Annotated in this window: 21 protein-coding genes and 1 pseudogene; 11 read left to right on the forward strand and 11 right to left on the reverse strand. The window is 66.4% G+C overall.

From position 1 onward, the window contains the following. Positions 1-95 precede the first annotated feature (95 nt). The 6 genes from OKW26_RS00290 to OKW26_RS00315 all read right to left on the reverse strand — a co-directional run bounded on the left by OKW26_RS00290 (position 96) and on the right by OKW26_RS00315 (position 5,101). Positions 96-431, reverse strand: coding sequence for a DUF4148 domain-containing protein (locus OKW26_RS00290; protein WP_090809377.1), 336 nt, complete (start codon positions 429-431; stop codon positions 96-98). 276 nt (positions 432-707) lie between these two features. Beyond that, the gene (gene gndA, locus OKW26_RS00295) at positions 708-2,117 is read right to left on the reverse strand and encodes an NADP-dependent phosphogluconate dehydrogenase (RefSeq protein WP_184037125.1); all 1,410 of its coding nucleotides are present in this window, start codon (positions 2,115-2,117) and stop codon (positions 708-710) included. A 265-nt stretch (positions 2,118-2,382) separates the two neighbouring features. Continuing rightward, positions 2,383-2,991, reverse strand: coding sequence for a DUF938 domain-containing protein (locus tag OKW26_RS00300; protein ID WP_429352302.1), 609 nt, complete (start codon positions 2,989-2,991; stop codon positions 2,383-2,385). Between the two features lie 56 nt (positions 2,992-3,047). Beyond that, positions 3,048-3,917 carry an NAD-dependent protein deacetylase gene (locus tag OKW26_RS00305; RefSeq protein ID WP_184060535.1) on the reverse strand — a complete coding sequence of 290 codons (870 nt, stop codon included), beginning with the start codon at positions 3,915-3,917 and terminating at the stop codon, positions 3,048-3,050. 41 nt (positions 3,918-3,958) lie between these two features. Continuing rightward, positions 3,959-4,234, reverse strand: coding sequence for an oxidoreductase-like domain-containing protein (locus OKW26_RS00310; RefSeq protein WP_429352303.1), 276 nt, complete (start codon positions 4,232-4,234; stop codon positions 3,959-3,961). Between the two features lie 102 nt (positions 4,235-4,336). Beyond that, positions 4,337-5,101 carry an SDR family oxidoreductase gene (locus tag OKW26_RS00315; RefSeq protein WP_187619826.1) on the reverse strand — a complete coding sequence of 255 codons (765 nt, stop codon included), beginning with the start codon at positions 5,099-5,101 and terminating at the stop codon, positions 4,337-4,339. Positions 5,102-5,374: 273 nt separating this feature from the next. On the opposite strand from OKW26_RS00315, the gene OKW26_RS00320 reads away from it, so the two are divergent. Beyond that, a complete protein-coding gene (locus OKW26_RS00320) occupies positions 5,375-6,208 on the forward strand; it encodes a polysaccharide deacetylase family protein (protein ID WP_429352304.1) in 834 nt (277 codons plus the stop codon). A gap of 35 nt (positions 6,209-6,243) precedes the next feature. Here the strand turns inward: OKW26_RS00320 and OKW26_RS00325 are convergent, their stop codons facing one another. Further along, positions 6,244-7,656 carry a DUF2252 domain-containing protein gene (locus tag OKW26_RS00325; RefSeq protein WP_429352305.1) on the reverse strand — a complete coding sequence of 471 codons (1,413 nt, stop codon included), beginning with the start codon at positions 7,654-7,656 and terminating at the stop codon, positions 6,244-6,246. A 295-nt stretch (positions 7,657-7,951) separates the two neighbouring features. Between OKW26_RS00325 and OKW26_RS00330 the strand changes: the two genes are divergently transcribed. After that, entirely contained in the window at positions 7,952-8,635 is a 684-nt protein-coding gene (locus OKW26_RS00330) for a Pr6Pr family membrane protein (RefSeq protein WP_090809359.1), read from the forward strand. Between the two features lie 181 nt (positions 8,636-8,816). Continuing rightward, on the forward strand, positions 8,817-9,083 hold the full coding sequence (locus tag OKW26_RS00335; protein ID WP_013091250.1) for a CsbD family protein: 267 nt from the start codon (positions 8,817-8,819) through the stop codon (positions 9,081-9,083). 93 nt (positions 9,084-9,176) lie between these two features. On the opposite strand, the gene xth is transcribed toward OKW26_RS00335, so the two are convergent. Then, positions 9,177-9,989: an exodeoxyribonuclease III gene (xth, locus tag OKW26_RS00340; RefSeq protein ID WP_429352306.1), complete on the reverse strand. Its 813-nt coding sequence runs from the start codon at positions 9,987-9,989 to the stop codon at positions 9,177-9,179. A gap of 112 nt (positions 9,990-10,101) precedes the next feature. Here xth and OKW26_RS00345 point away from each other — a divergent pair. The 7 genes and pseudogenes from OKW26_RS00345 to OKW26_RS00375 all read left to right on the forward strand — a co-directional run. Further along, positions 10,102-10,185 (forward strand): annotated as a pseudogene (locus OKW26_RS00345) (formate hydrogenlyase); the annotation flags it as partial. 270 nt (positions 10,186-10,455) lie between these two features. Then, positions 10,456-11,178: a (2Fe-2S)-binding protein gene (locus OKW26_RS00350; protein WP_429352307.1), complete on the forward strand. Its 723-nt coding sequence runs from the start codon at positions 10,456-10,458 to the stop codon at positions 11,176-11,178. 11 nt (positions 11,179-11,189) lie between these two features. After that, a complete protein-coding gene (locus OKW26_RS00355; RefSeq protein WP_187613611.1) occupies positions 11,190-12,191 on the forward strand; it encodes an FAD binding domain-containing protein in 1,002 nt (333 codons plus the stop codon). Beyond that, entirely contained in the window at positions 12,188-14,401 is a 2,214-nt protein-coding gene (locus tag OKW26_RS00360) for a xanthine dehydrogenase family protein molybdopterin-binding subunit (protein WP_429352308.1), read from the forward strand. The genes OKW26_RS00355 and OKW26_RS00360 overlap by 4 nt, the downstream gene beginning before the upstream one ends. 131 nt (positions 14,402-14,532) lie before the next feature. Further along, positions 14,533-15,120, forward strand: a complete 588-nt coding sequence (locus OKW26_RS00365; RefSeq protein ID WP_184060523.1) for a nucleotidyltransferase family protein — start codon at positions 14,533-14,535, stop codon at positions 15,118-15,120. A 415-nt stretch (positions 15,121-15,535) separates the two neighbouring features. Next, complete coding sequence (locus tag OKW26_RS00370) at positions 15,536-16,243, forward strand: PIG-L deacetylase family protein (protein WP_090809333.1); 708 nt, start codon at positions 15,536-15,538, stop codon at positions 16,241-16,243. A gap of 129 nt (positions 16,244-16,372) precedes the next feature. After that, positions 16,373-16,525 (forward strand): hypothetical protein, encoded by a 153-nt coding sequence (locus OKW26_RS00375; protein ID WP_166618176.1) that lies wholly within the window; start codon positions 16,373-16,375, stop codon positions 16,523-16,525. 45 nt (positions 16,526-16,570) lie between these two features. Here OKW26_RS00375 and OKW26_RS00380 read toward each other — a convergent pair whose 3' ends face one another. From OKW26_RS00380 to aepX, 3 genes are read right to left on the reverse strand one after another with little or no spacing between them, the layout of a single operon-like run. Next, the gene (locus OKW26_RS00380) at positions 16,571-17,638 is read right to left on the reverse strand and encodes a 2-aminoethylphosphonate aminotransferase (protein WP_429352309.1); all 1,068 of its coding nucleotides are present in this window, start codon (positions 17,636-17,638) and stop codon (positions 16,571-16,573) included. A gap of 23 nt (positions 17,639-17,661) precedes the next feature. Further along, positions 17,662-18,825: a phosphonopyruvate decarboxylase gene (gene aepY / locus OKW26_RS00385; protein ID WP_429352310.1), complete on the reverse strand. Its 1,164-nt coding sequence runs from the start codon at positions 18,823-18,825 to the stop codon at positions 17,662-17,664. Then, entirely contained in the window at positions 18,822-20,552 is a 1,731-nt protein-coding gene (aepX, locus tag OKW26_RS00390) for a phosphoenolpyruvate mutase (protein ID WP_429352311.1), read from the reverse strand. Before aepX ends, aepY begins: the two co-directional genes overlap by 4 nt. A 550-nt stretch (positions 20,553-21,102) precedes the next feature. Between aepX and OKW26_RS00395 the strand changes: the two genes are divergently transcribed. Then, positions 21,103-22,644 (forward strand): methyl-accepting chemotaxis protein, encoded by a 1,542-nt coding sequence (locus OKW26_RS00395; RefSeq protein WP_429352312.1) that lies wholly within the window; start codon positions 21,103-21,105, stop codon positions 22,642-22,644. The last annotated feature ends 220 nt before the right edge of the window (positions 22,645-22,864 follow it).

The raw sequence follows: 22,864 nt of genomic DNA on the forward strand, positions 1-22,864 counted from the left end.
GCGTTTTTTCTTGCCCGCCGCGTTCGCGCTATTCCACGAAGCGGCGTCTACAGCGCACTACAACTACCCACTACATCTGCGGACTGCTACTGCGATTAGTTGCCGAAGTACACCGAGTCACGGTTGGCCTTCGCCGGGATGACAGCGTGGCCAGCTTGCGACGTGCCGGCGGCCGGAGCGCCGTAGCCACTGGTGTCTGCGGGGTTGGCCGCGATGGCCGTGCCGCGTTGCGCATCGACGCGTGCTTGCGCTGCCTGGATGTCGGCCGGGTAGTTCACGTCGCTGGCGCTCGGGTTGTAGCCGGCCTTTTCGAGTTGAATCAGTTCAGCGCGAACCTGAGCACGGGTCACCGGCTGACTCGCTTGAGCGAACGACGCGACCGGAACAACGAGGGCGGCGGCGATAGCAACAGCGGAAATCAGGGTCTTCATGATTAACCTCCAAAGGACTTGTTGTGTGGTGCGCTTCGGGTTTCTGCTTATCCCTCAGCGATTGAAAACAAGTTTAGAGGTGTCTCGATCTAGGGTAAACCCTTAAACCAGTGAAACTCTATTGCTGCCGTCGCAATAATCATTTGGCATTCTTTAAAGTCCGCGTTTAACCCGCGAGACATTTGGTAATAATGCGGCGTTTCCTTGTTGATCCAAACGGAGCAACGGCCCGGCGCGCCCTGTCACCATGGCGCGCCGGGCCGTTTTTTCAACCGCTCAGCTCCACTGCGCGTGGAAGCTGCCCGGCTTGTCGATGCGTTCGAACGTATGCGCGCCGAAGAAGTCGCGCTGCGCTTGCACGAGGTTCGCGGGCAGACGCTCCGAGCGGTAGGCGTCGAAATACGCGATCGCCGACGCGAATGCCGGCACCGGCACACCCGCGTTGACCGCGGCCACCACGACTTCGCGCAGCGCCGCCTGGTAGTTCTTCGCGATGTCGCGGAAGTACGGGTCGAGCAGCAGGTTCGCGAGCGCCTTGTCCTTCGAATAGGCGTCGGTGATCTTCTGCAGGAAGCGCGCGCGGATGATGCAGCCCGCGCGGAAAATCTTCGCGATCGTTCCGTAGTCGAGATCCCAGTTGTACTCTTCCGACGCGGCGCGCAACTGCGCGAAGCCCTGCGCGTACGAGATCACCTTGCTGAAGTACAACGCGCGGCGCACCGATTCGATGAACGCGTCCTTCGCGCCTTCGAGCGGCCTCGCCTGCGGACCTTCCAGCACCTTGCTCGCGGCCACGCGCTGCGTCTTCAGCGACGACAGCACGCGCGCGAACACCGCCTCGGTGATCAGCGGCAACGGCGCGCCGAGGTCGAGCGCGTTCTGGCTGGTCCACTTGCCGGTGCCCTTCTGCGCGGCACGGTCGAGAATCACGTCGACGAGGTCCTTGCCGGTTTCGTCGTCCTTCTTGCCGAAGATCTTCGACGTGATTTCGATCAGATAGCTGTCGAGCTCGCCCTGGTTCCACTCGGTGTAGACCTTGCCGAGTTCCTCGTTCGACAATCCGACGACCTGCTTCAACACCGCGTAGCTTTCGGCGATCAGCTGCATGTCGCCGTACTCGATGCCGTTGTGCACCATCTTCACGAAGTGGCCCGCGCCGTCCGGTCCCATGTACGCGACGCAGGGCTCGCCGTCCGGCGCCTTCGCGGCGATCTCGGTGAGGATCGGCGCAACGAGGTCGTACGCGTCGCGCGGGCCGCCCGGCATGATCGACGGGCCTTTCAGCGCGCCCTCCTCGCCGCCCGACACGCCGGTGCCGATGAAATGCAGACCCGCCTTCGCGAGTTCCTGGTTGCGGCGGATCGTGTCGGTGAAAGGCGTGTTGCCGCCGTCGATCAGGATGTCGCCTTTTTCGAGCAGCGGCTTGAGCGAGGCAATGGTCGCGTCGGTCGGCTCGCCGGCCTTGACCATCATCAGAATGCGGCGCGGCTTTTCGAGCGAGTCGACGAACTCTTCCAGCGTGAAAGCCGGCACCAGTTTGCGGTCCGGAAATTCGGCGATGAGTTCGTCGGTTTTCGCGCGGCTACGGTTGTAGACCGACACCGCGTGGCCGCGGCTCTCGATGTTGAGCGCCAGATTGCGGCCCATGACCGCCAGCCCCACCACGCCGATTGCCTGTTTGCCCATTTGAATTCTCCAGAGTCCAAAAAAATGTCGTGGCGCCGCGCCATGAGAACGGCGGCGCGGCGTCGAGGGTGAAAGGATAAAAGAAATGCGCGCTTGCCGCTTGGGAGGGGCAAGCCGCCAGTTGCTCGTGCTCCTGTCGTGCTCATGTTTGCGCGTGACGACAGGTATTGTGCGCGCGTCGGCGTTTGCGCGGCGGGTTCGGTTTGGGATCGCACCGAGGTTTGGCGCAAGGCGTGGACGAATGCGCGGCCCGTCGGTGCCCCCGCTACCCTGCCCGCTTCGTGAACACCAGGCTGAAGTTGTTCGCGGGCATCGCGACCACCCGTTCGCAGGTGAGCCCCGCCGTGTCGCCGAGCGCGACGACCGCTTCCATATCGCGCACGCCCCATTCGGGATCGCGGCTCTTCAACCATTGATCGAACGCTTCGTTGCTCGGCGCCGTGTGCGCGCCGCCGCGCCGGTAAGGGCCGTATAGATAGAGCACGCCGCCGTCGACGAGGCGCCGCCCGGCGCCGTCGAAAAGTGCCTGCGCCGCGCTCCACGGCGAGATGTGGATCATGTTGATGCAGACGACGGCGTCGAGCGCATCGACGCCCCAGTCCGGCTGATGCACGTCGAGCGCGAGCGGCGCGCGCAGGTTCGCGAGCCCCGCCTGCGCGGTCCACGCGGCAATCGACTCGCGCGCCTCCTCATCGGCATCGCTCGGCTGCCAGTCGAGACCGGGCAGCGCGCCGGCGAAGCAGATCGCGTGCTCACCGGTGCCGCTCGCGATTTCGAGCACGCGGCCGCTCGCCGGCAGCGCCTCGCGCAGCACGGCGAGGATCGGTTCGCGATTGCGTTCGGCGGATGGCGAATGTTGCCGGGAGTCGGTCATGGTCGGCTCTGGGTGTTCCTCAGGTTTTGACGGTGATCCACGGGATCTACTCATTCTCAATCGCCAGCCAGCAGACCGGCGAGCGCGCTCAAGGTATCGCCGCACGGCGCGGCCACCTTCAGCGACAGCAACGGATCGGCGCGCGTGCGGCCGAGGTTGATCGCCGCGATCGGCTTGCCCTGGCGCTGCGCCCACACGCAGAAGCGGTAGCCGGAATACACCATCAGCGACGAGCCGGCCACGAGCACGGCGTCGGCCGCATCGAGCGCATGCGACGCCGCTTCGACGCGCGCCTTCGGCACGTTCTCGCCGAAGAACACCACCGACGGCTTCAGCAACCCGCCGCAGTTCGTGCATGCCGGCACGCGAAAACCGCCGAGATCGTGCCACTCGAGATGCGCGTCGCCATCGGCGGCGGCTTCGGCCGTGACGTCGAGCAGAGCGGGGTTGTCGGCTTCGAGCGTCTGCTGGATCGCCGCGCGCGAGTGCTGCATGCCGCAGTCGAGACAACTGACGCCGTCGATGCCGCCATGCAGCTCGATCACGTCGCGGCTGCCCGCGCGCTGATGCAAGCCGTCGACGTTCTGCGTGACCAGCGTCGGCACGTGACCGGCCGCTTCGAGCCGCGCGAGCGCGACATGCGCGGCATTCGGCTGCGCGCGCGCGACGAGCGGCCAGCCGACCATGCTGCGCGCCCAGTAGCGCTGACGCATCGCCGGCGTGCCAAGGAACTCCTGCAGCGTGATCGGCGGCGAGCGCTTCCATGCGCCGTTGTCGTCCCGGTAGCCGGGGATGCCGGAGTCAGTGCTGATGCCCGCGCCGGTCAGCACGAACAGGCGCGGATGACGCTGCACGAAGCGATGCAGATCGTCGAGCGTGTGCGGATCGGTGAGAGATTCGGTCGGCGTGAGCTGAAGGTCGGTCATAACGGGGACGGTGGACGATCGTGCGCGAATTCGTGCGCGAATCAGCGGGGAGGGCTCGGTTTGCCGCGCGTGGGTGTCGAGCGACGCGCGTCGGCTTGCGGTTTCGACTTCGCGCCCTGCGTGTCCGGTCGCCGCGCTGGCCGCGCTTTCTGCGCCTGCCGCTTGTGCCACGCAGCCAGCGCGAGCTCGTAGCGCTCCAGCGCTTCATCGTAGAGATCGAACACACACTGCGTGCAGCCGCTATGACAGCAGTCGTCGAGATCGGGCCGCACGGGCGGCTGTGGCGGCGGGTCGTCGCTGGGTGTGGCGCGGGGCACGGCGGCTTGCTTTGCGTGGAAAGACGGCGGAGCGCCCAGTATAAGTTGAACGCGCGCGCCCCGCTCCGCGCCCCGGCGTTGTGAGCCGGTGCTGCGCGCCGCTCAGCCGCGCCCGACGAACGGCATCTTGCTCGCCATGATCGTCATGAACTGCACGTTCGCCGACAGCGGCAGGCTCGCCATATGCAGCACCGCGTCGGCGACGTGCTGCACGTCCATCAGCGGCTCGACCGCGATCTCGCCGTTCGCTTGCGGCACGCCGCGCGCCATTCGCGCGGCCATCTCGGTCCCCGCGTTGCCGATGTCGATCTGCCCGCACACGATGTCGTATTTGCGGCCGTCGAGCGACACCGCTTTCGTGAGTCCGGTAATCGCGTGTTTGGTCGCCGTGTACGCGGCGCTGTTCGGACGCGGCGCATGCGCGGAGATCGAGCCGTTGTTGATGATGCGGCCACCGCGCGGGTTCTGCGTCTTCATCAGGCCGAACGCCGCGCGCGTGCACAGGAACACGCCGTTCAGATTGGTATCGACGATGGAACGCCATTCGTCGATGCTCACTTCGTCGAGATCGACGGGCGAGCCGTTGCGTCCCGCGTTGTTGAACAGCAGGTCGAGCCGGCCGAAGCGCGCGCGGATCGTGTCGAAAAGCGCGGCGACGCTGTCGGCGTCGGTCACGTCGCACGCAACCGCGAGCGCGTCGCCGCGCAGCGCCCGCGCTTCCTGCGCGACCGCATCGAGCGCGGCCTGGCGGCGGCCGGCGAGCACCACGCTATAGCCGTGCTGCGCGAGCGTCAGTGCGCACGCGCGGCCGATGCCGCTGCCCGCGCCCGTCACCAGCGCCACTTTTCCGTTTCCTGTTTCCGACATCACGCATCTCCTGTTTTGTATTGGGTAGCGACCCGAGCTTGTTGCGGCGATCGGTCCAATCGCCATCGACACGCGCGACTCTTTTCGCCCCGCACCATACAACAGCGAATCGGCGATCGCAAACCGCGCGACGTCTTTCAGCGCGCTTTCACCGGATACGTGGCCGCCGAACGGCACGTCGACGAGCGCAACAGTGGTATCGTTCGCGGCTGCGCATCGCGCAAGATTCACGGCCTTCCCGGGACGGAGGAAGGCGTACTGGAAGCACGTTCGATGAATGAATGCCCGAACCCGCCGCGCCGTTGGCCGCGTAGCCGCAACTCCGCACTGCTGAACGGCACGATCGGCTGGCACGTGATCGTGCTGATCGGCGTGGCTGTCGCACCGGCCGCGTGGCCATGGTGGCTCGCCGCGATCGTCGCGAACCACGCGCTGTTCACGATCGCCGGACTATTGCCGCGCTCCACCCTGCTCGGGCCCAACTGGACCCGCCTGCCCGCGAACCCGCGCAACGCGGATGCAATCGCGCTGACCATCGACGACGGTCCCGATCCCGCCGTCACGCCGCAAGTGCTCGATCTGCTCGACGCGTTCGACGTGCGCGCGACGTTCTTCTGCATCGGCGCGAAGGTGGAGCGTTATCCGCAACTCGCGCGCGAGATCGTCGCGCGTGGGCATGGGCTCGAAAATCACTCGCAGGTGCACGTGCATACGTTTTCGGTCACGTTTCCGCGCGCGTTGACGCGCGAGATCGCCGCCGCGCAACGCACGCTCGAAACCATCAGCGGCGCGCGGCCGATGTTTTTCCGCGCGCCCGCCGGCCTGCGCAACCTCTTCCTGGAGCCCGTGCTACGCAAGCTCGATCTGCGTCTCGCGGCCTGGACACGACGCGGCTACGATACGCGCGAGCGTGACCCTCACGTGGTTGCACGGCGGCTGCTCGATGGTCTCGCCGCGCGCGACATCCTGTTGCTGCACGATGGCAACGCCGCGCTGACGATCGAAGGCCAGCCGCTGATTCTCGCGGTGCTGCCGAGCGTGATCGAAGCGGCGCGCGAGCGCCATCTGCGTTTCGTCACGCTGCGCGAAGCGCGCGCCGATGCGTGACGGTGCGCGTGAAGTGACACCACGCGCACGCAGCGCTACACACGGAAATCCGCCGCCATGTCCTCGTCGGTGCGCGCTTCGAGCTTGCCGTCGCGGCACGCTTTGATGAACACGTCGTAGTCGCGCTCGACCTGATCCGCGTAGGCGCTCGCGTAGCCGCTCAGCGCTTCGCCGAACTGATCGCCGCGGCCGATGTACGCGCTGATCTCGATCGCCTGGCCGCTCGCCTTCGCATGCGCGCGCGCCATGATCCAGCCGCATAGCCGCGCATAGCCGTCGAGCAGATCGCTGTCGAACAGCTCGATATTCGCGGACAGCTTCATGTCGCGCAGCTGGCGGAAATAGAAATGCCGCCCGAGCGGCCCGGTCCCCCAGCCGAGGAAGACGTCGCTCGCGGCCTGCAGCAGCCGCTGTCCTTGCACGACGCGCTCGCCCTGATGCTTGACCGCCGGCGACTTGTAGAACTGCGCGATGACCGACGGCCGCGCCTCCTTCAATTGCAGGAACAACGGCTTGCCCATGTGATCGACGAGCAGCACGACCAGACAACGCGTGCCGACGCTGCCGACGCCGACCGCCTTGAACACGACGTCGTGCCTCGTGAAGTGATCGAGCAGTTCGCGCCGATCGTGCGACATCGTCTTGCGGTACTCGTCCCACACTTGCTCGACCATCTTGTCGACGTTGCCGGTCCGGTAGGTTTCGGTTTCCTCGGCCGTCAACAACGTGTTCGCACCGTGCACGCGAAACAGCGCGGGCGGCGCATCGTGGATGGTCCACCGATTGCCGTCGAACGAGGCCATTTTTTCGAGCAGGCTTTCATGCGTGCGGCTCGCGGCCTTCTCCATGCCGCGCCGCACCGCGCGCCGGCGCTCGGGCGTCAGTGCGATCTCGGCCATGCGGTCGAACGTGATGCGGTCGTACCACAGGTCGAGCGCGCCGAACTGCGCGTATTGCGCGACGCGATCGCGATACGAGCCGACCGCGGTCATCACCAGACTCTCGGCGGTGCCGCGGCTCAGGCGCATCTGGCGTGCGGCCACGACGAGGCTCGCGCACAGGCGTTTCAGGTCCCATTCGAACGGGCCGATCGAGACTTCATCGAAGTCGCTCAGGTCGAAGACCAGTTGCCGCTCGGGCGTGGCGAAGCCGCCGAAATTCATCAGATGGCCGTCGCCGCAGATCGGCATGGTGAGGCCGGTGTCGTGCACCTTGCTCAGATCGTGCGCCTGCAGAATCGCGCTGCCTCGAAAGAACGAGAACGGCGAGGCAGCCATGCGCCCATAGCGCAGCGGCACCAGATTCTCGACGCGCTCCGCGCTGCTCTGTTTCAGCAGCTCGATCGGATCGCGGTGCAACTCGCCGACCGCCCGGTGACTCGAGCGTTTCGAATGCTCGCGCGCGGCGCGGCCGCGCGCTTCCCGTTCGGCAATGGTGCTGGCTTTCATGCTTTCTCTCCGTTTTGCGAGTCTTGAACCGGCGCTGACAGAGACTGCTTGCCGCGCGCGGCGTCGTTAACATCGAGGGCTGCAGCCGCGATCATAACGGGTCGAAACACACAATGAATCTCCGCCTGTGAGCGCGGCCCTTGCAGCCGTGGCGGCGAGCTTGCAACCCGCGTTGCAACCCGCTTTACAGCCAGCCAGTAGCTCGCGTAGTACGCCGTAGTATTTTGCCAACGCCGGCGCGCGTGGGCGCGAAAGCCCATGCAGCCGCGCGCGCACCGCGCGTAGAATCGAGCGCATGCGCCCTACCCTCGCTCCGCAGCGCGAGCCCGAGCTGCCGCTGCATACGCCCAGTGTGTCGTCGCTGACGTTGGCGGCGGTCATTGCGCTGATCGCGTGGATGGCGATCCTCGCGCAAGCCGACCTCACGATCGATCGATCGCTCGCGCGCGGGCTCACCGTGTTCGACGCGCTCGCGCGCATGAGCAGCTACCTGACCAATCTGACGGTGCTCGCCAGTGCGCTCTGCTTCACCTGCATCGTGCTGCGGAAGCACCGCTCGCCGCTCGTGCGCTTTTTCCGGCAGCCCACGGTCGTGACCGCGGTGGTCGCGTACATCGTGTTCGTCGGCCTCGCGTACAACCTGCTGTTGCGCGGACTGTGGCCGCTGTCGCCCTACCGGCGCCTGCTCAACGAGTCGCTGCACAGCGTGCTGCCGATGCTCGCCGCGCTCTACTGGGTGCTGTTCGTGCCGCGTTTTCATCTGCGGTTGCGCCACGCTCCGCTGTGGCTCGTCTATCCGCTCGCCTATCTCGGCATCACGTTCTGGCGCGGCAGCCTGTCGGATTTTTATCCGTATCCGTTCATCGACGTCGAAACGCTCGGGCTGCGCCAGGTGCTCGTCAATGCCGCGCTGCTGTTCGGCGGTTTTCTGATGCTGCTGGCCGTGTTCGTCGGCATCAATTTCGGGCGCCGACGATGATGTTCCCGCACGTCCCGTTTGGCCGGATGCATGGCGTCCCGTCGCCGGGCGCACTTCTTGCACCCCTTTCGTCACTGACGCAGGCTCACGCCGCAGTGGCACGGCTTGCGCGGCGCCCTTGTGCGAGCGCGTTGCAATTGCAGCGGGCCCGCACGTAAATATGACAATAGGAGCGATGCATATGGATACGAATTCAGCGGCAGGCGCGGTAAAGGAAGTCGCGGGCAAGGTGCAAAGCGCGGTCGGCGATGCCGTCGGCGACACCAGCGCGCAGGTAGCGGGCAAGGCGCGCGAATTGAGCGGCAAGGCGCAGCAGTTATGCGCGAATACGACGAGCCTCGTGCGCGATACGACGGCCGAAAACCCGTTCACGACGTTGGCCGTGGTTGCTCTCGCCGGGTTCGTGATGGGCGCGCTGTGGTCGCGCGGCGGTCGCGACTACGACTGAAGCAGGCACGGCGCCGGATCATAGGCGCCGATCAACAGGGCGCAGCAGTCGCGCCAAAGCGGGCGATCCGCCGCAAGCGGATCGCCCGCCGCTTCACCAGCCGCTCTTCTTCTTGCGGCCGGCGCCCATTTCCAGTTCGATCCACGTCGGCGCGTGGTCGCTGGCATGCGGTTCGCCGCGCACCCAACGGTCGACGCCCGCATCGCGCAGGCGCGGCGCGAGGTCGGCGCTCAGCAGCAGATGATCGATGCGCAGCCCCGAATTCGTATCCCAATGACGGCGGAAATAATCCCAGAACGTGTACACGCGTTCGTCGCCGAAATGCGTGCGCAGCGCATCGGTCCAGCCTTGCGCGAGCAGCCTGCGATAACGCTCGCGGCTCTCCGGCTGCAGCAGCGCGTCCTTTAGCCACGAGCGCGGGTTGTAAATGTCTTCGTCGGTCGGCACGACGTTGAAGTCCCCAGCGATCACGACCGGGTGGCCGCTCTGGTAGAGCTGCGCCGCATGCGCGATCAGATGATCGAACCACGCGAGCTTGTAGTCGAACTTGGGGCCGGGCTGCGGATTGCCGTTCGGCAGGTACAGACACACGATCAGCACGCCGCCGACCGCGGCCTCGATGTAACGGCTATGCGTGTCGTCTTCGAAACCGGGCAGACCGCGCCGACGTTCGAGCGGTGCGTCGCCTTTGGCCAGAATCGCCACACCGTTCCATGCGCTCTGGCCTTGCCACACGGCGCCATAACCGGCGTCGCGCAATGCGTCGACTGGAAATGCGCTATCCACCGCCTTCAGTTCCTGCAGACACACGACGTCCGGCGCCTCGCGCTCGAGCCATTGCAATAGCGCCGCCTGCCGCGAGCGGATACCGTTGATGTTGAACGTCGCAATGCGCAGCTTCGCCATGATCATCCCTCCCTCGCCTATTGCTCCGCGCCCGGTTGGCCCGTTCCAAATTTATCACCCGCAAAGCGGACATTTTCCATCCAGTTCAAACCTGTCGACATCCGCGGCGAAGCTACCCGTGAGTTTGACGATCCCCGGATGTCCGCCGCCGATCGATTTGCTGCGAGGCATCCTCGCAGCCTGCCGGGCGCGTTGAGCCCGGAGGTCGATTTCGCATTTTCCCCGTTGCAACGTGCAACTTTTGCCCGTGTTTGCGCGGCTCCAGCCGGAGCTCCATCGCGGTCATTGCGCATATTGGCCTGCCTTTATTGCGCAGATCGGCTTTGCGCTTGCAGCGAGTTTTTAATACCGTGTTAGCTGCAACGGCATTCAAATTGCTGCGCAATAGTTTTGTTTCAACGCGATGCGTTGGACATCGACGCGTCGTCAGCCTGCATTGACCTTTCAGTGGAGTCAACAGATCGTCATGACTACGCCTACAGAATGTCAGCATTGCGGGGACGCCCCCGCATCAGAGTCCACCGCCGAGCCCACCACCACGCCTTCCCAACCGTCACGACGCCGCTTCCTGCAATCTGCGGCGGCCGCCGCGACGATCGGTGCGGCGCCGCATCTGCGCGCGCAAACGCAAGCGCCGACGCCCGCCTCACCCGCGCCGCCAGGCATCCCCGTGGTGCCGCCGCGCCCCGTCACGTTGACCGTCAACGGCCGCGCGTACACGCTGCAACTCGAACCGCGCGTGACGCTGCTCGACGCGTTGCGCGAATACGCGGGACTGATGGGCACGAAGAAAGGCTGCGACCGCGGTCAATGCGGCGCCTGCACGGTGCTCGTCGACGGCCGCCGCATCAACTCGTGCCTGACGCTCGCGGTCATGCACGAAGGCGAGAACATCACGACCGTCGAAGGACTCGCGAGCAACGGCGCGTTGAGTCCGGTGCAGGCCGCGTTCATCGAACACGATGCGTTCCAGTGCGGCTACTGTACGCCCGGGCAGTTGTGCTCGGCGACCGCCCTGCTCAGCGAATTCCGCAACGGCACGGCGAGCACCGTGACCGCCGACGTGCGCGCGCGTCCCGCCGCGCTCACCGACGACGAAATCCGCGAACGCATGAGCGGCAACCTCTGCCGCTGCGGCGCGTACGTGAACATCGTCGCCGCGGTCCGCGCCGCGCACGACAACGCCTGACGGAGACCGACATGGATGCGATCTCCTACGAACGCGCCGGCGACGTCGCCAGCGCGGTGCGCGCCGCGCAACAGCCGGGCGCGGTATTCATCGGCGGCGGCACGAATCTGCTCGATCTGATGAAGGGCGGCGTCGCGCGGCCGGTGCGGCTCATCGATATCACGCACATCGGCGGCCTCGACTCGGTGACGACGCTGCCCGGCGGCGGCATCCGCATCGGCGCGCTGGTGCGCAACAGCGACGCGGCCAATCACGCGCTGGTGCGCGAGCAGTACCCGCTGCTGTCGCAAGCGCTGCTCGCGGGCGCGTCGGCGCAGTTGCGCAACATGGCGACGGTCGGCGGCAATCTGCTGCAACGCACCCGCTGCGGCTACTTCTACGACACCGCGTTCACGCAGTGCAACAAGCGCCTGCCCGGCAGCGGCTGCGCGGCGCTCGACGGCCATAACCGCGCGCATGCGATCCTCGGCGCGAGCCCGCAATGCATTGCGGTCAACCCGTCGGATATGAGCGTCGCGCTGGCCGCGCTCGATGCGCTGGTGCGCGTGAGCGGTCCCAGCGGCGAGCGCACGATCGCGTTCGCCGATTTCCATCGGCTGCCGGGCGACCGGCCCGATGTCGATACCACCTTGCAGCCCGGCGAGCTGATCACCGCGGTCGATCTGCCGCCGCCGCTCTTCAGCGCGCATTCGCACTATCTGAAGGTGCGTGACCGCGCCAGCTACGCGTTCGCGCTCGTATCGGTCGCGGCGGCGTTGCAGATGGATGGCGAGCGTGTTCAGAGCGCGCGCATCGCGCTCGGCGGCGTCGCGCACAAACCATGGCGCGCGAACGTGGCCGAGCAGATGCTGAGCGGCCAGCCGCTCAGCCAGGCCACGCTGAAGAACGCCGCCGCGGCCGCATTGAGCGGCGCGCAGCCGCGCCACGACAACGCCTTCAAGGTGCAGCTCGCGCAGCGCGCGATCGTGCGTGCGGTCAATCAGGCAGCGGGCAACGCGGGAGGTATCGCATGAATCTGATCGGACAACCCCTCGATCGCGTCGACGGACTGCTGAAGGTGACCGGCGACGCGCGTTATGCAGCCGAATTCCCCGGGGCGCGCCTCGCGCATGCGGTGCTCGTGACGAGCACGATCGCGGCCGGCACGATCGCGTCGATCGATGCGAGCCGCGCCGAGGCCGTGCCCGGCGTGCTGCTCGTGATGACCTACCAGAACGCGCCGCGCCTGCCGAATGGCGGCCGGCCCGCGCTCGCGCCGCCGGCCGGCCGGCATCTGTCGCTTCTGCAGGATAACGAAGTGCACTACAGCAACGAGCCGGTCGCGGTGGTCGTCGCCGATACGCTCGAACATGCGGCCGATGCCGCTCGCCAGCTGCGCATCGCCTATCAGCCGGGCGCCGCGGCGCTCGACTTCGAGCAGGCGAAGGCGCACGCGCATGCGCCGGACAAGCCGCAGGGCCGCCAGACCGACACGCAGCGCGGCAGCTTCGAAGACGGCATGCAAAGCGGCGACGTGCATATCGAAGCGACCTATACGACGCCGATCGAGCACCACAACCCGATGGAGCCCCACGCGACGATGGCGCAATGGGACGGCCCGCAGTTGACGGTCTACGACTCGACGCAGGGCGTGAGCGGCGCCGCGCAGGTGCTCGCGAAGACGTTCGCCATCCCTGTGTCCGACGTGCGCGTGATCTCGCCGCTGATCGGCGGCGGCTTCGGCTGCAAGGGCTCGTCGTGGTCGCACGTGTCGCTGTGCGCGATGGCCGCGCGGCAAACCGGGCGGCCCGTGCGGCTCGCGCTCGAACGCCCGCAGATGTTCGGCCCGGTCGGCGCGCGGCCGCGCACCGAGCAGCACTTCGTGATCGCCGCGCGGCATGACGGCACGCTGAGCGCGATGCGTCACGACAGCATTTCGAACACGTCGATGATCGAAGACTGGACCGAGACCTGCTGCATGGTCACGCGCATGCTGTACGCGGTGCCCAACCAGATAACGACGCACCGGCTCGTGCAACTCAATGTCGGCACGCCGACCTTCATGCGCGCACCCGGAGAAACCACCGGCTCGTTCGCGCTCGAATCGGCGATGGATGAACTCGCCGTCGCGCTGAAGATGGACCCGCTCGCGCTGCGCCTGAAGAACTACGCAGACAGCGATCCGCAGGAGCACAAGCCGTGGTCGGGCAAGTCGCTGCGCGAGTGCTATCAGATCGGCGCCGAGAAGTTCGGCTGGTCGCGCCGCCCGCACGCGCCACGTTCGAGGCGCGACGGCAACACGCTGATCGGCATGGGCATGGCGACCGCGACCTATCCGGCCAACCGCAGCGAGGCGTCGGCGCTTGCGCAGATTCTGCCGGACGGCACCGCGGTGGTCGCATCGGGCACGCAGGACATCGGCACCGGCACCTACACGGTGATGACCCAGGTCGCCGCCGATGCGCTCGGCTTCACGCCCGAGCAGATCCACTTCGCGCTCGGCGATTCGTCGCTGCCGCGCGCGCCGGTCTCGGGCGGCTCGCAGTCGGCGGCCAGCGTGTCGCCCGCGGTGCGCGACGCGGCGAGCCAGGCGCGCAGCCAGTTGATCGCGCTGGCGCTTGCCGATGCGGCGTCGCCCGTGCATGGCCTGCCGCTCGATGACGTCACCGTCGCAAGCGGCTGGGTCGTGAGCCGCTCGCAACCGGGCAAGCGCGATCCGGCCGCGGCGATCATCGCGCGCGCGGGCGGCAAGCCGATCGAGGCGAGCGCGACCGTGAAGCCCGGCGACGAGAAGCAGAAGTACTCGTTCCACTCGTTCGGCGCGGTGTTCGTCGAGGTCCACGTCGATGCCGAGCTCGGCACGATCCGCGTGCCGCGCGTGGTCGCGGTGTACGACGTCGGCCGCGTGCTGAACCAGAAGACCGCGCGCAGCCAGATGATGGGCGGCATCGTATGGGGCATCGGCGCGGCGCTGCAGGAGGAAAGCACGCTCGATGCGCGCTTCGGACGCTTCACGAACGCGAACCTCGCCGAGTATCACGTGCCGGTGAATGCCGATATCGGCACGCTCGACATCACCTTCATCGACCGGCCCGATCCTTATATCAACTCGCTCGGGGTGCGCGGTATCGGCGAGATCGGCATCACGGCCGTGGCGGCCGCGATCGCGAACGCGGTGTACAACGCGACCGGCGTGCGGGTGCGCGATCTGCCGATCACGCTGGACAAGGCGGTGCGGACCTGAACCGGCGGCAGTGTCGGAATTGGAGTGAAAGCGAAAGCGGCGGGCGGCTTGCATCGGGCGTGCCTTGCCGCTTGCTTCGCGCACCGTTGCATCGCACAATCGGGGACATTCCTGTCTACCGGTATCCGCCGATGGCCTACGCTTCGCTCGCCACTGGTGTGTTGCTCGCCGCCGGTCTCGGCTCGCGCTTCGATCCGCACGGGCTGCACAACAAACTGCTCGCACGTATGCCCGACGGCAAGCCGGTTGCGCATGAAGCCGCGCATCGGCTGCTGCGGGTCGTGACGCGGGTGCTCGCTGTCGTGCGGCCGGGCTCCGACGCGCTCGCCCGCGCGCTGAACGATGCCGGCTGTGATGTCGTGTTTGCTGCGAGCGCCGAGCGCGGCATGGGCGCGAGCCTCGCCGCCGGTATCGAAGCGAGCGACGACGCCGAGGGCTGGATCGTCGCGCTCGCCGATATGCCGCGCATTGCGGTTCCGACGATCGAAGCGATAGCCCGCGCGCTCGACAACGGCGCGCCGCTCGTCGCGCCGTTCTACGACGGTCAGCGCGGCCATCCGGTCGGCTTCGGCAGCGAGCATCGCGACGCGCTACTCGCGCTGGACGGCGACACCGGCGCGAAAGCGCTGCTCAGGTCACACGCGCTGACGCGCATCGACGTCGACGATCCCGGCATTCTGCGCGACGTGGACACGCCGGACGATTTGCGCACGCTCTAGCCGCTAACATCAGGCTCGCCGAGACTGGCTGACCGCAGCCGGTCGACATCGAGAATCTTGCCGGACAAGGAACACTGATGCGGCATGAAGCCCCTGGATCTGACGCGTTTCGATCTCAACCTTCTGGTTGTACTTGAGCCGTCGAGATGGCGACTCACACCAAAAACGTGCGCTTCAAGGGCCCCTGACGGCGGCGCGCGACGAACCGGAAAGCCACGAGCGTCACTGGATGGACGGATCGAAAGTTCGATCCGCGGTCTTTCAGGCACGCGCTTTGCGCCCCGCAAGTTTCGCGCGCAAGCCGCGCCAATTGCGCCTAAGCTGAGGTGACGCCATTTTTTTCGCACGCGGCGCCTTGACGACCGGCAGCCTCGATGCCTCATCCGTGCCGCCTCGAATCCCCACACGCAAGCCCATGAGCGAAACCACTCCACGCCTTTTCATCGTCTCGCCCCATTTCGACGACGCCGTCTTCAGTTGCGGCGCCTTGCTCGCCGCCCATCCCGACGCCGCCGTCTGCACCGTGTTCGCCGCACCGCCCGAACACGACATGCACACGGAGTGGGACGAAAAAGCAGGCTTCGCGAACGCCCATGAAGCGGTCCGCGAACGCACGATCGAAGACAACCGCGCGCTCGAAGTGCTCGACGCGATCCCGCTGCGCATGCCGTTTCGCGACAGCCAGTACGCCGACTCGCCGTCGATCAGCCAGATGGCCGCGGCGCTGGAGGAAACGATTTACCGCACGACCGCGAACACGCTGCTGATGCCGCTTGGCCTGCATCACGACGATCACGCCCGGGTATTCGAAGCGTGCTGCGAGATCCTGCCGCGGCTCACGCATCTGGACTGGTTCGGTTACGAGGAAGCGATTCACCGGCTCACGCCGGGCGCGGTGCAGGCGCGGCTCGCCGATCTCGCGCAGCGCGGCATCGTCGCGACGCCGGCAACGCCGAGCGCGGGCCACACGATCGACGTGCAGCGCCGCGCGCATCTGAAACGCGAAGCGGTCAACGCGTACGCGAGCCAGTTGCGGGCGTTCGGCGCCGGCAACTACGACGACGTGTTCGCGACCGAGCGCTACTGGCAGCTCAGCGCCGGCCGCAAACGCGCGAAGAAATAGCAAAAAGGAGCGAGCAGGAAGCGCGGCGAGCGCCTACGCTTGAAGACAGATAGCCGACGCGGCGGCACACATCGGCGGTATCAAGCCGCTTCGGCCGGACCCGCGCATTTCAACCGCAAGGGTGACGCAATGAGCTACGACATGCACACCAGCCCGATTCCCGACCCGAACGCCGATCCGAACCGCGACCCGGAAGCCGACCCGCTCGTGCCGCCGTCGCCGGGGCATCATGCCGAGGAGCCGCAGCGGCCTGACGGGCCGCCGGACAAGGATCCGGTGTAAGGGAGCCGCGAGCGGCGCGGTCGCGGCGCACCGCTCGGCGCAGCGTCAGCGCATCAAGTCGCTGAAGCCCTGCAGCAGGCGCTCGATATCGGCCGCGTGAATGTTGCCCATCGTCGAGATGCGGAACAGCTCCGCCGACAGCCCGCCCTGCCCCGCATAGATCACGAAGCCGCGCGCCTTCAGCGCGTCGTGCAGTTGCGGATACGCGATACCGTTGGGCAAGCGGTACGCGCGCAACACCACCGACGACTGCCCGGCCGGCAACACACTGTCGATGCCGCGCGCCGCCAGCCCCGCGCGCACCTGCTCGGCAAGCGCCGCATAGCGCGCGTGACGCGCGCGCCAGCCGCCTTCGTCGGCGAGCTCACGCAGCGCCTCGACCAGCGCGTAATACGCGTGCACCGACGGCGTAAACGGCGTGTTGCGCTGATCCTGCAAACGCGCGAGCCGCGCGAGATCGAGGTAGTAAGTGCGACTCGCCGCGCGCGCGAGCGCCGCGCGCCGCACCAGCACGAACGACGCGCCCGGCACGCCATGCAGGCACTTGTTGGCGGTCGCCGCGAGCGCGTCGAGGCTCGCGTCCGCGAAATCGATCGTTTCGGCGCCGAAGCTGCTGACACCGTCCACCAGCAGACGCAGGCCGCGCTCGCGACACAAGGCGCCGAGCGCCGCGATGTCGTTCAGACGGCCCGTGGTCGTTTCATGATGAATCACCGCGACGTGCGTGAACGACTTGTCGGCGTCGAGCCGTTCGGCGATCTTCGCCAGATCGGGCGCGTCCATCCAGTCGTGCTTCAGCGCTTCGTGCGCGATGCCGTATTGCGCGGCGATCTGCGCGATACGCTCGCCGTACACACCGTTTTCGACGACCAGCAGTTTGCCGTTGTGCGGCACCAGCGCGGCCGTCATGCTTTCGACGGCGGCCGTGCCGGAGCCGGTCATCAGTACTGCCTGCCATTCGTTCGGGTCGAGCCCGTACACGTCGACGAGACGCGTGCGCGCCTCTTCCTGGAGATCGAAAAACTCGCTCTCGCGATGGCACAGATCCGTCTGCAACAGGCTGTTGCGGACACGTTCGGTGAGCGTCACCGGGCCGGGGTTGAGCAGCAGCATGGGCGCTCCTGTTGGCGTTGGGTTCAGATCGCGCCGATGTGGCGCATCAGGCGCGTCTTCACATCGGGCGGCGTAATGGTCGGGCGCGGCAGGCCGTCGGGCGTGCCGCGGCGGATCGTCAGGCGCGCGAAGCGCGGCCCGTCGAGCGGCGGCGCCGCGAACAGCTCGTCGATGATCGCAGGATCGTCGCTCTCCACCGCCGACGCGTAACCGCACGCGGCCGCCACGCCCGCGAACGACACCTGCGACGATACCGTCGCCTGGCCGCCGGTCGAGTCGTGCGCGCCGTTATCGAGCAGCACGTGCGTGAGATTCGACGGGCCGTACGCGCCGAGCGTCGCGAACACGCCCATGCGCATCAGCGCGGCGCCGTCGCCGTCGAGCGCGACCACGCGCAGATCGGGGCGCGCGAGCGCGAGGCCGAGCGCGAACGGCGTCACGCAGCCCATCGAGCCGACCATGTATAGCTGGTTCGCGCGATCGTCGATCGCATAGAGTTCGCGGCCGCAAAAGCCGGTCGACGCGAGCACCACCGTCGAGTCGAGCGGCGTATGCGCGATCACCTTTTGCAGCGCGTCGTGGCGCGTCGCGAGTTCGTTCGCGGCGCTGTCGCGAAACTGCGCGCGAGGCTCGACCGGCGTGCGCCGCCTGGGCGCGCCGCCGTCCTTCAGTTCATACGGCGCAACGCTGCCCTTCTGCATCACGAGCGCGTACGGACGGCCGGTTGCGTCCATGTGCGCGATCGCGCGATCGAGCGCCGGACCGATCGCGTCGGCCTCGGTCGGGAACGTCTCCCACGGAATTTCCATCGTGTCGAGCATCGCCGGCGTGATCGGGCCCATCAGCGCGTGCTGCGGCTCGTCGGCAACGCCGGGCTGGCCGCGCCACGTGACGATCAGCAGTTGCGGCAAGCGGAAGGTCCACGTCAGCGACGTCAGCGGGCTGACCGCGTTGCCGAGCCCGGAGTTCTGCATCATCGTGATGCCGCGCCGGCCGTTTTTCGCGCCGAGCGTAACGCCGGCGATCAGCGCGACCGCGTCGCCCTCGTTGGCCGCCGACACGTAGTGCAGCGATTCGTCCTGCAGCACGTAGTTGATGAAGGGCGTCAGATACGAGCACGGCACGCCCGCGTACCAGTCGAAACCGCGCTCGCGCGCCGCCTCGACGAACTGTGCTGCTTCGATCATTGCGCGCCTCCGTGTGCATCGTTCGTCGTCGCCCCGCCGCCGACGGCCGTCGCGAACGGCGCCTGCGCGTGCGCGAAGTCGCCCGCGCGGCGGAAATCGTCGAGATCGTTGACGCCGCGCCAGTGGCCGTGCACGTATTGCACCTCGATCGACTCGCCCGCTTCGATCAACGCGTTCAGCAGCGCGGGCATGTCGAGCGCCGCGAAATCGTCGCGCGTCCGCAACTCGCGCATGACCGCCCGCAGGCGCTCGCGACCCGCGCCGCGCACGTTCAGCAGACCCACCCAGCGGCCATGCGGCACTGGGGCGACGCCCGCCGCCGACGACTGCTCCCGCCCGCTCGCGACGTGCCGCAGCACGATCTTGTTGCCGAACAGACCGCGGTCGTCGGCGGCCGAGCACCACGCGAAATCGCGCACGCTCGCGTTCTCCGCATCGGTCAGCGACGAATCGACGACCACGCTGAACGCGGCCTCGCTTTCCACCAGATCGCGCAGGATGTAGCTGCGAAACAGCAGGTCGCCGTACGAAATGACCGTGTCGCCGGTCAGGTGGTCGAGTGCGCATGCGAGCGAGGCAAGCTCGCCGGTCTGCGCGTGCTGCTCGTTGACCACGAGGCGGATGCCCGCGGTATCGATCGCGTCGGCGCGATAGCCGCCGACCACGGTGATGTCGTTGACGCCCTGCTTCTTGAACGCGTCGACGAGCCAGCGCAGCAGCGGTTTGCCGGCGATCGGCAGCATCACCTTCGGGCGGTCCCCGGTCACCGCTTCAAGGCCTTTGCCGCGGCTCGCGGCGAGCACGACGGCCGAGCCGGCCGCGCGGCCGCTCGACAGATAGCGGTCTTCGGCTTCCGAATATTCGTCGGCGTCCTGCAAACGGAAGATTTCGTTGACGGCCGCGATGCTGTCCTCGACGTTGACGAGCGTCTCGCTCGAATGGATTTCCTTCGCGACGGCCTGCATCGCCGAGGTCGCCGCGCGGATCAGATGGTTCGCCCAGATCACGGTGCTGATGCCCGCTTCGCGGAACACCTCGGTCGGCGTGCTGTAGTACTTGGTCGGCACGATCACGAGCGGCGCGCGCCCGGCCCATTCGCGCGCGAATTCGAGAATCTCGTCGGGGCGCGACAGCTTGCTGTGAATCAGGATCGCATCGGCACCAGCTTGGGCGTACGCTTGCGCGCGGCGCAGCGCTTCGTCCATGCCCCAGCCCGCGATCAGCGCCTCGACGCGCGCGACGATCGAGAAATGCTCGTCGTTCTGCGAGTCCTTGCCCGCCTTGATCTTGCCGCAGAATTCGTCGATATCGGCAAGCGGCTGCGCCTCGCCGTTGATGAAGCTGTTGGTCTTCGGAAACTGCTTGTCCTCGATGCACACGCCGGCGATGCCGCGCTGTTCGAGCTTGCGCACGAGGCGGCGCACGTTGTTGAAGTTGCCGTAGCCGGTGTCGCCGTCGAGCAGGATCGGCAGATCGCTCGCGTCGGCCATGAATTCGAGCGTATCGACCACCTGCGTCCAGCTCGCCTCGTTGTTGTCGCGCACGCCGAACTGCGCGGAGATCGCGAGGCCCGAGCCCCAGATCGCCTTGAACCCAGCTTCGCGAACGATGCGCGCGGACAGGCCGTTATGCGCCTCCATCATGAATTCGAGTTCGCTGCTGACGAGCATCTGGCGCAGGCGCGCGCTGCGGGACTGGGAAACGAAAGCGGGATCGCGTGCATTCATTCTTCGGGACTCCTGGTGGCGGGCTTATTGGCGTTCTTCCATGCCAGGCTGGCAATCGGAAAAGGGCGACTATAGCGGAATTTTTTATGACGAGTCTTTGAAGGTCTCAGCGGTCTTTCGTGGTTGCGCTTAAGTGGAAAAATGTGTTGTTTTTTGCATTCGTGACCATTTAACGGGATTTTTTGGATTTGATTGGCGTTTTGTGGGAGGTTGGTGTGAGCCTTCCTGGATTGGGCTCATCAGGTTTTACGCAGACCAGCGCCGGCATTTTTCATGTCGATTTTCTCGCGCATTTTTCAATCGCTGCGATTTACCGAAAATCGCCGGTTAATTCAGATTCGCGAATAATGCACAAAAATCTTTTTCGAATTGCGCGCATGAACGCCGCTTAAAAACCTCAATAAATTCGCCTATTAATCGGACGAACAGCGATGTCGAACAGCGGGTTTTCCCTGTCTCGATCAATGCCATTTCGCGCCGTAAACACAGCGAGCGGCATCCGACCGCAATTCAATGGACCTTACTGGCCAAAACGCCTATTCCCATCGCTATGACTCTGAACCGAAAACTGGCGTCCATGATCGCCGTTCTGTGGGTCGGCCTGATCCTGATCGGCGCGTTCGGCGCGTGGCAGAACCGCGCATCGATGATCTCGGACCGACGCGAGCAATTGCGCTCGTTGATCGAAGAGGCAAACCACGTCGTCGGCCACTACTACTCGCTCGCCCAGCAGCATGCGCTGTCCGAGGACGACGCGAAAAAGCAGGCGCTCGCGACGCTCGGCGCGATGCGCTACGGCAAGGACGGCTATTTGTCGATCAACGACTCGCAGCCGGTCATGCTGATGCATCCGATCAAGCCCGAACTGATCGGCAAGAACCTCGCGCAGTTCACCGATCCGGCCGGCAATCATCTGTTCGTCGATATCGTCAACTCGGGCAATCACGACGGCGGCGGCTTCGTCGATTATTTGTGGGCCAAGCCCGGCAGCGAGCAGCCCGTCGCGAAGACCAGCTACTCGATGCACTTCGCGCCGTGGGACTGGTACCTCGTGACCGGCATGTACATGGACGACGTGCAAAGCGCGTTCTACCGCAGCCTGCTGCGCTGGCTCGCGATCACCGTCACGCTCGGTGCGCTCTCTACGGTCGTGATGCTGGTCGTGCTGCGCAGCATCCGCCGCTCGCTCGGCGGCGAACTCGAAGTGGCCGTCGAGCACGCCCGGTTGATGGCGCAAGGCAACCTCGCGACGCCGGTGCCGATCGAGCCGCACGACAACAGCAGCCTGCTGCATGCGCTGCGCACGATGCAGGCGGGACTCGTCGACACGGTCTCGCGAGTGCGCCAGGGCACCGAGAACATCAACGTCGGCGCGACCGAAATCGCAGCGGGCAACACCGACCTGTCGCAGCGCACCGAGGAGCAGGCGGCGGCGCTCGTGCAAACCGCGTCGAGCATGGATCAGATGACGGTGAACGTGAAGCAGAACGCGGACAGCGCGACCCAGGCCGCGCAACTCGCGAGCGACGCAGCGAACGTCGCGACGCGCGGCAGCCGCGTGGTCGACGACGTGGTGCGCACGATGGGCGAGATCACCGCGAGCTCGCGGCAGATCGGCGACATCATCGGCGTGATTGACGGCATCGCGTTCCAAACCAATATCCTCGCGCTGAATGCCGCCGTCGAGGCGGCTCGCGCCGGCGAACAGGGCCGTGGCTTCGCGGTGGTCGCGGCCGAAGTGCGCAGCCTCGCGCAGCGCTCGGCGACGGCCGCCAAGGAGATCAAGGCGCTGATCGAAACCTCGACCGATACCGTCGAGACCGGCTCGTCACTGGTCGCCAACGCGGGCGCGACAATGGGCGAGATCGTGCAGTCGGTGCGGCGGGTCAACGAGATCCTCGAAGAAATCAGCCACGCGTCGCGCGAGCAGAGCGCGGGCATCGAACAGGTCAATCGCGCGGTCGGCGAGATGGATCAGGTCACGCAGCAGAATGCGGCACTGGTCGAACAGGCCGCGGCCGCCGCGCATTCGCTGAAGGACCAGGTCGCCGTGTTGCGCGACGCGATTGCGAGTTTCGCGTTGCCGGCTTGAGCTTGCCCCGCCGTGCCCGCAACGGGCGCGAAAAAAGAAGGCGCCCCACAGGCAGGGAGCGCCTATTCAACACGCCGCGTCGGAGTCGACGCATCAATCGAACGAATCAGCCGCGCGGATTTTGCAAGTCCGCGCGGCTTTTCGTGATCAAGCTTCGGCTCGGCTCGCCTTTGCTCCAGCTCGAACGCACCTCCTTTCACACTCCTCGCATTTAACTTAC

The organism is Paraburkholderia sp. 32 (assembly GCF_050435345.1).
GTDB classification, from domain to species: domain Bacteria; phylum Pseudomonadota; class Gammaproteobacteria; order Burkholderiales; family Burkholderiaceae; genus Paraburkholderia; species Paraburkholderia tuberum.

What these genes read in the sequence shown, in the direction of transcription:
- OKW26_RS00290 (WP_090809377.1), bottom strand. Translation starts at nt 431, where the DNA reads ATGAAGACCCTGATTTCCGCTGTTGCTATCGCCGCCGCCCTCGTTGTT.
- gndA (WP_184037125.1), bottom strand. Translation starts at nt 2,117, where the DNA reads ATGGGCAAACAGGCAATCGGCGTGGTGGGGCTGGCGGTCATGGGCCGC.
- OKW26_RS00300 (WP_429352302.1), bottom strand. Translation starts at nt 2,991, where the DNA reads ATGACCGACTCCCGGCAACATTCGCCATCCGCCGAACGCAATCGCGAA.
- OKW26_RS00305 (WP_184060535.1), bottom strand. Translation starts at nt 3,917, where the DNA reads ATGACCGACCTTCAGCTCACGCCGACCGAATCTCTCACCGATCCGCAC.
- OKW26_RS00315 (WP_187619826.1), bottom strand. Translation starts at nt 5,101, where the DNA reads ATGTCGGAAACAGGAAACGGAAAAGTGGCGCTGGTGACGGGCGCGGGC.
- OKW26_RS00320 (WP_429352304.1), top strand. Translation starts at nt 5,375, where the DNA reads ATGAATGAATGCCCGAACCCGCCGCGCCGTTGGCCGCGTAGCCGCAAC.
- OKW26_RS00325 (WP_429352305.1), bottom strand. Translation starts at nt 7,656, where the DNA reads ATGAAAGCCAGCACCATTGCCGAACGGGAAGCGCGCGGCCGCGCCGCG.
- OKW26_RS00330 (WP_090809359.1), top strand. Translation starts at nt 7,952, where the DNA reads ATGCGCCCTACCCTCGCTCCGCAGCGCGAGCCCGAGCTGCCGCTGCAT.
- OKW26_RS00335 (WP_013091250.1), top strand. Translation starts at nt 8,817, where the DNA reads ATGGATACGAATTCAGCGGCAGGCGCGGTAAAGGAAGTCGCGGGCAAG.
- xth (WP_429352306.1), bottom strand. Translation starts at nt 9,989, where the DNA reads ATGGCGAAGCTGCGCATTGCGACGTTCAACATCAACGGTATCCGCTCG.
- OKW26_RS00350 (WP_429352307.1), top strand. Translation starts at nt 10,456, where the DNA reads ATGACTACGCCTACAGAATGTCAGCATTGCGGGGACGCCCCCGCATCA.
- OKW26_RS00355 (WP_187613611.1), top strand. Translation starts at nt 11,190, where the DNA reads ATGGATGCGATCTCCTACGAACGCGCCGGCGACGTCGCCAGCGCGGTG.
- OKW26_RS00360 (WP_429352308.1), top strand. Translation starts at nt 12,188, where the DNA reads ATGAATCTGATCGGACAACCCCTCGATCGCGTCGACGGACTGCTGAAG.
- OKW26_RS00365 (WP_184060523.1), top strand. Translation starts at nt 14,533, where the DNA reads ATGGCCTACGCTTCGCTCGCCACTGGTGTGTTGCTCGCCGCCGGTCTC.
- OKW26_RS00370 (WP_090809333.1), top strand. Translation starts at nt 15,536, where the DNA reads ATGAGCGAAACCACTCCACGCCTTTTCATCGTCTCGCCCCATTTCGAC.
- OKW26_RS00375 (WP_166618176.1), top strand. Translation starts at nt 16,373, where the DNA reads ATGAGCTACGACATGCACACCAGCCCGATTCCCGACCCGAACGCCGAT.
- OKW26_RS00380 (WP_429352309.1), bottom strand. Translation starts at nt 17,638, where the DNA reads ATGCTGCTGCTCAACCCCGGCCCGGTGACGCTCACCGAACGTGTCCGC.
- aepY (WP_429352310.1), bottom strand. Translation starts at nt 18,825, where the DNA reads ATGATCGAAGCAGCACAGTTCGTCGAGGCGGCGCGCGAGCGCGGTTTC.
- aepX (WP_429352311.1), bottom strand. Translation starts at nt 20,552, where the DNA reads ATGAATGCACGCGATCCCGCTTTCGTTTCCCAGTCCCGCAGCGCGCGC.
- OKW26_RS00395 (WP_429352312.1), top strand. Translation starts at nt 21,103, where the DNA reads ATGACTCTGAACCGAAAACTGGCGTCCATGATCGCCGTTCTGTGGGTC.